This window comes from Novosphingobium sp. (assembly GCF_032093395.1).
Classification (GTDB): Bacteria; Pseudomonadota; Alphaproteobacteria; order Sphingomonadales; family Sphingomonadaceae; genus Novosphingobium.
The window spans coordinates 1-6,059 of record NZ_DAMDBA010000054.1 but is presented as its reverse complement, the minus strand read 5'-3'; the positions used below and the strand labels follow the sequence as shown (position 1 = coordinate 6,059).

7 protein-coding genes and 1 tRNA gene (1 of these 8 running past the window's edge) are annotated in these 6,059 nt (G+C 63.8%); 3 read left to right on the top strand and 5 right to left on the bottom strand.

The genetic code is table 11. The annotated features are described in order from the left end of the window. Nucleotides 1-43: transfer RNA gene (locus RT424_RS16605), tRNA-OTHER, on the bottom strand (it extends 64 nt beyond the left edge of the window). 78 nt (nucleotides 44-121) lie between these two features. Between RT424_RS16605 and RT424_RS16600 the strand changes: the two genes are divergently transcribed. Beyond that, nucleotides 122-1,171 carry a peptidylprolyl isomerase gene (locus RT424_RS16600; protein WP_409521520.1) on the top strand — a complete coding sequence of 350 codons (1,050 nt, stop codon included), beginning with the start codon at nucleotides 122-124 and terminating at the stop codon, nucleotides 1,169-1,171. After that, nucleotides 1,168-1,515: a DUF1905 domain-containing protein gene (locus tag RT424_RS16595; protein WP_313440548.1), complete on the top strand. Its 348-nt coding sequence runs from the start codon at nucleotides 1,168-1,170 to the stop codon at nucleotides 1,513-1,515. The genes RT424_RS16600 and RT424_RS16595 overlap by 4 nt, the downstream gene beginning before the upstream one ends. 11 nt (nucleotides 1,516-1,526) lie before the next feature. On the opposite strand, the gene RT424_RS16590 is transcribed toward RT424_RS16595, so the two are convergent. Then, nucleotides 1,527-3,623: a bifunctional (p)ppGpp synthetase/guanosine-3',5'-bis(diphosphate) 3'-pyrophosphohydrolase gene (locus tag RT424_RS16590; protein ID WP_313440546.1), complete on the bottom strand. Its 2,097-nt coding sequence runs from the start codon at nucleotides 3,621-3,623 to the stop codon at nucleotides 1,527-1,529. Nucleotides 3,624-3,877: 254 nt separating this feature from the next. Between RT424_RS16590 and RT424_RS16585 the strand changes: the two genes are divergently transcribed. Beyond that, the gene (locus RT424_RS16585; protein WP_313440544.1) at nucleotides 3,878-4,345 is read left to right on the top strand and encodes a hypothetical protein; all 468 of its coding nucleotides are present in this window, start codon (nucleotides 3,878-3,880) and stop codon (nucleotides 4,343-4,345) included. Here RT424_RS16585 and RT424_RS16580 read toward each other — a convergent pair. The 3 genes from RT424_RS16580 to RT424_RS16570 all read right to left on the bottom strand — a co-directional run. After that, a complete protein-coding gene (locus RT424_RS16580; protein ID WP_313440542.1) occupies nucleotides 4,332-4,691 on the bottom strand; it encodes a hypothetical protein in 360 nt (119 codons plus the stop codon). The two genes, RT424_RS16585 and RT424_RS16580, sit on opposite strands and share 14 nt — an antisense overlap. 162 nt (nucleotides 4,692-4,853) lie before the next feature. Beyond that, complete coding sequence (locus RT424_RS16575; RefSeq protein ID WP_313440541.1) at nucleotides 4,854-5,639, bottom strand: SDR family oxidoreductase; 786 nt, start codon at nucleotides 5,637-5,639, stop codon at nucleotides 4,854-4,856. A gap of 110 nt (nucleotides 5,640-5,749) precedes the next feature. Continuing rightward, the coding region (locus RT424_RS16570) for a coproporphyrinogen III oxidase (RefSeq protein ID WP_313440539.1) at nucleotides 5,750-6,059 on the bottom strand (310 nt) is incomplete at its 5' end.

Here is a 6,059-nt window from a genome sequence, read left to right as displayed (position 1 = left end):
TCACTTTCCAGGCGAGCGCCTTCGACCACTCGGCCACCGCTCCGCATGCACTGGTAAGGCGGGCGCCCTAGCCTGCGTTGAAGGGTTTCGCAAGCCGTCTCGACGTGCCATCACGCCTTCGATGCGAAAATTCTTTTCCGCGCTCGCGGTTTCCGCCCTTTTGGCACCCCCTCTCATGGCCGAGGACGCGCCTGCAGCGCGCACGCCGAACGATATCGTCGCGTCGGCACCGGCGGCGGACTGGAAGCAGATCTCGCCTTCAGATCTGCTAGTGATGGACCTTGCACCCGGCGCTGACGGCAAGCCGCGACGGGTAGTCATCCAGTTGATCCCGGCGCCGTTCTCGCAAGGCTGGGTGGGGAACATCCGCAAGCTGGTCGCCGCGCGTTGGTATGACGGGATCGCCGTGGTCCGGGTTCAGGACAACTACGTCGTGCAATGGGGCGATCCCGAAGGAGAGAACCCGAAGAAGGCCAAGCCGCTGCCCAGGGGCCTGCAAACCATCAGCGAAAGTTCGTACGAGACACCCTACTCAGAGGCTCTTTTCAAAATGAGCTATGGTTCGAACGGCAGGCAGACCGCTATTGTTGACCTGACGCCCGTTATGAACGTGCCCAAGCGATCGAGGTTTTCCGATCCATACTCCCACAACTTCGCATTTTATAACGGATTTCCGGTAGCTTACACGGGAGAAAAGGTAGCTGGGCAGCCGAAACAGGGCGAGCAGCCTTGGAAACCCGATCGGTATGTGCCTACCTCGGCCTGGCCCACCCACTGCTACGGCTATGTCGGCGTGGGCCGGAACAATTCGCCCGATGCCGGCACCGGCGCCGAACTCTATGCCGTGATTGGCCATGCCCCGCGCCAGCTCGATCGTAACGTGGCGATCGTCGGGCGTGTGATTTCGGGGATCGAGAATCTCTCCGCCCTGCCGCGTGGCACCGGCGATATTGGCTTCTACAAGACGCCGGAGGAGCGCACGGCGATCCGCTCCGTGCGGATGGGCAACGAAGTCTCCGGTCTGCCCGCTTACGAATATCTCTCTACCGAGAGCCACAGCTTCGCCGCCTACGTGGACAAGCGCGCCAACCGGCAGGACGATTTCTACATTGACCCTGCGGGCGGCGTGGACGTCTGCAACGTCCCGGTGCCGATCCGGGAGGTCAAGTGAGCGGCGAAATCGGCAGCGAGCACCTGTCCCATGCCGGCCGCCTCTGGCGCTGGACCGGCGGTTCGGGCAGCGGAACCTGGCATTTCCTCACCATCGACGGCCCGGCAGGCGAGGCGCTTTCCGGTACGGCGGTGATGCGCAAGCTGGAGGGCACGGCGCGCGGGTTCGGCTCGCTGAAGGTCAAGGCGCGAATCGGTGCCACCGGCTTCGCGACTTCGGTGTTCCCCAGCAAGTCCGATGACGGAGAAGCTGAGCAGGTCTGGCTGCTGCCGGTGAAGGCCGCCGTCCGCCGCGCAGAAAGGCTGGCGGAAGGCGACGAAGTGGAGGTCAGCCTGGAATACTGACCTCCACTGGGTCAGATTCGCGAGGCTTCGGCCACCGCCTCGCTGGCACGCAGGGCGCTGACGATGCGGGTCAGGTGAGCCAGGTCGGTCACCTCCAGGTCGGCCTCGTAAGTGCCGAAGGGCTCGTCGCGGTGGACCATCTGGAGGTTGGTGACGTTTGCCCGGTTGGTAGCCAGGATCTGCGTGACTTCCGCAAGCGTGCCGGGACGGTTGTATAGCACGAGGCTGAGCCGTCCCACCGCGCCGGTAGTGCGTTCCCCCCAGGAGAGGTCGAGCCAATCGACATCGGCGCCATTCGCCAGCGTCAGGCAGTCGATCGCGTGGACTTCCACTTTGTGGTCGGGCCGCCGGATGCCGACGATGCGGTCTCCGGGCACCGGGTGGCAGCATTCGCCCAGTTCGAAACCGACGCCCGGCGTCAGTCCGCGGATCGATATCGCCCGCTCGGCATGCGCCCAATCGCCGTCGTCGGGAAGTTCGGCCGTGCTGCCCGGCACCAGTGCTTCCATGACCTGGCGGTCGGTGAGCCGCGCCGAGCCGATGGCGAACATCAGGTCTTCCTCGTCGCGCATGTCCAGGCGCTGGATGGCGCCGTCGATGGCTTTCTTGCCGATGCGGCCCGGCAGGCGACCGACGATCTCGTCGAGCAGCTTGGCACCGATCTCGGCCACTTCCTGCCGCTCCTTGGCGCGGACGGCGCGGCGGATGGAAGCCCGCGCCTTGCCGGTGATGACGAAGCCCAGCCAGGAAAGCTGCGGTTCGGACGTGGGGCTCTTGATGATCTCCACCACGTCGCCGTTGGTAAGCTGGGTGCGCAGCGGGATATGGCGACCGTTGATCTTCGCGCCCACGGTGGCATTGCCCAGCTTGGTGTGGACCGCATAGGCGAAGTCCACGGCGGTGGAACCCTTGGGCAGCTGGAACAGCGCCCCCTTGGGCGTGAAGGCGAAGATGCGGTCCTGGTAGATCGCCATCTTGGTGTTTTCGAGAAGTTCCTCGGCATCGTGGCTGGCGTCCACGATTTCGATCAGGTCGCGCAGCCACCCCACCTGCCCATCGGGCCGGGTGCCGCCGCCCTGCTTGTAGGCCCAGTGCGCGGCAAGGCCGAATTCGTTGGTGCGGTGCATGTCGCGCGTGCGGATCTGCACTTCCATGCGCATCGAACGCTCGAAGATGAGCGCCGTGTGCAGCGACTGGTAGCCGTTCGACTTGGGCGTCGAGATGTAGTCCTTGAAGCGCCCCGGTATCATCTGCCAGGTCTGATGCAGCACGCCGAGCGCCTTGTAGCACTCGTCCACATTGTCCGTCAGAACCCGGAAGGCCATGATGTCGGTGATCTGCTCGAAAGTGACGTGGCGCTCGGCCATCTTGCGCCAGATCGAGTAGGGGTGCTTCTCGCGCCCCGAAACCTCGACGTTGAGCCCCGCTTCGGCCAGCGCCTGCTTGATGGAGAGCGCGATCTCGTCGACCTGCCCGCCTTCCTCGCTGCGGATCTGCGCCAAGCGGCCGGTGATGGTGGCATAGCCCTCGGGCTCCAGCTGCTCGAAGGCGAGCATCTGCATCTCGCGCATATATTCGTACATGCCCACGCGCTCGGCCAGCGGGGCGTAGATATCCATGGTTTCGCGGGCGATGCGGCAGCGCTTGTCCTCCTTCTTGATGTAATGGAGGGTGCGCATGTTATGCAGCCGGTCTGCCAGCTTCACAAGGAGGACGCGCAAGTCCTCGCTCATGGCCAGCAGGAACTTGCGCAGGTTCTCTGCCGCGCGTTCGTTCTCGGTCATCACCTCGATCTTGGAGAGCTTGGTGACGCCGTCCACCAGCCGCGCGACGTCCGGGCCGAACAGCTTTTCGATCTCGTCGATCGTGGCCAGGGTATCTTCCACGGTATCGTGGAGCAGCGCGGTGATGATGGTCTGCTGGTCAAGCTTCAGCTCGGTCATCAATCCTGCCACTTCCACCGGATGGCTGAAGTAGGGATCGCCCGAAGCGCGCTTCTGCGTACCGTGCTTCTGCACGGTATATACATAGGCACGGTTGAGCAGGGCCTCATCGGCCTGGGGCGCGTATTCCTTCACGCGTTCGACAAGTTCGTATTGGCGCAGCATTCCCGAGCTTCATGTCAGGATTTTTAACGGCGCGGCAAGAGGCCGAGTCTTCACATGCAGATTATGCAACGAAACTGTGACATCCGCACCACCGCAAAAGTGGCTGATCTCATGAAATCGTTTCAATCGGAAATTCCCGCAGTCGCGGTTTAATTCAGCGGGAACCCGCACCCGGCAAACCTTGCAGCGAAGCCGCGCCACGCCCTCCTCCAAAGGCGGGTGGCGTCGTTCGCTCCATATCAGAGGAGGCGCATATGACGGGCGACAGGGAAACGGCGGTCTACGCCAGACTGCTGGGCAAGTTTGCCGAAACGATGACCGATTCGGAGCTGATCGAGTCGGCCCTGCTGCCCGCCCGCGCCATCCACCCTCGCGCGCCGCGAAAGCGAACCCTGATCGGTGCCAGCCTGCTGCGCGATACGATGCCCGAGCAGCGGCTGATCGTCCGCAATGTCTCCCCGCGCGGAATGTGCCTGGCGGCCAGGGGCCATGCGCTGAAGACGATGCCGCTCCCGGACCAGATCGTTTGCATCCGCCTGCCCGATAATGTCGAGCATATCGCCCGCGTCCGCTGGGTGGAGGACCATCTGTTCGGCGTGGAGCTTTTCCGGCAGTTGGACATCGAAGCGCTGGGCGCCGCCAATCGCCGCCGCAACCACCGGTTCCTTCAGATGCTGGAGCCGGAGATGCCCTCGGTAATACTCGCCCTCAGTAATACTTGAACGCCGTAATAACCCCGTTGCGGGTGTCGCACTTGAAGGTCTTCTTCTCGGTCTTGGTGGACCCGTCCTTTTTGCGCAGCACCACATCGACAAGCGCCCGCACCGATGCGCGGCCGTCGCTTTTCTTGTCGGTGTCCTCCACCTGGCGCATCTCCACGTCCACCGCGCCCAGCTTGGCGCCCCGCGCCTTCGCTTCGGCCATGCAGGCCGCAACCGCCCGGTCGCGTGTATCCGCTTCCGAGGATGCCGAGATTGCAGGATCCTGGCTCCAGGCCCTCGGCACCACGGCGCAGATGAGAAGCAGGAAACTGGCGCCGGTGAAGACTTTCCACGATTGATCCTGCACGATTCACCTCCGCTTCGTGGCCGCCGGGGCAGCACCAAAGCCGATCATGTGTGCAGGAGCGGCGCGGCTCCATCGGGGCAATTACCGAGGCATGGCTTCGGCTATCCCCATGGCCTGCGCCGGAGGTCGGGCCGACGGCGTTACCGACGGCCCGTTCCGTGATCAGGCGATCGTCGGCAGGATACCGCCTTCGGCCCGCACTGCCGCGCCATTGGTGGCGGATGCCAGCGGGCTTGCCAGGAAAGCGACCATGGCCGCCACCTCGTCCGCCTCGATCAGGCGCCGGATCAGCGAGAGCGGGCGCAGCTTCTCGAAGAACTCGGCCTCGCGCTCGGCTTCGGACGCGTCCTTGTTCTCCACCACCGAGCGGATGAATTCGACGATCCCTTCCGAGCGCGTCGGCCCCGGCAGCACCGAGTTCACCGTCACTTTGGTGCCGCGCGTGGCGTCGGCCATCCCGCGCGCCACGGCAAGCTGCGCCGTCTTGGTCATGCCGTAATGGACCATTTCGCCGGGCGTCATCAGACCGCTTTCGCTGGAAATGAAGATCACCCTTCCCGCATCGCGCTCCAGCATGCCCTTGAAATAGTGGCGCGAGAGGCGGATGCCGCTGAGGACATTGACCTCGAAGATATCGCGCCATTCCTCGTCGGTGATCTCGACGAAGGGCCGCGCCTCATAAATGCCCAGGTTGTTGACGAGGATGTCGACCTGCGGGATCGCCTCGATCAACGTCCGCGCGCCCTCGGCGCTGACCGGGTCCGCAAGCACGCCGCGAACCTTGCCGAGCTGACCGACCGTCTGCACTGCCGCATCGAGCTTGGCCTGGTTGCGGCCGGTGACCACGACTTCGGCGCCCTCGTCCGCCAGCTTCGCGGCGATGGCAAGGCCGATGCCGGCAGTCGATCCGGTAACGAGTGCGGTCTTTCCGGCAATCTTGAGATCCATGGGAGCAATCCTTTCCATCTGTGGAATTGGCGCCTGAGATAAGCGCCAGGATGCTAGCCGATTAGAACCTCGCGAAGCCTTTCATCTTTGCCTGGATAGCAAAGATAATCTCAAGACCAGGTCGCTTCCGGCGGCAGGCTCATCAGTATCGCATCGATGTTGCCGCCTGTCTTCAGGCCGAACAGGGTGCCGCGATCGTAGACCAGGTTGAATTCGGCATAGCGGCCGCGCCATTCGAGCTGTTGTGCCTTATCCTGCGGCGTGAAGGCCATGCCCATCCGGCGCCGCACAAGCCGGGGAAACACGGCCAGGAACGCCTCGCCCACGGCGCGGGTGAAGGCGAAGTTCGCTTCCCAGGCGGCTTTGTCGGCGCACTCCAGGTGATCGTAGAAGATGCCGCCGACGCCGCGATGGACCTTG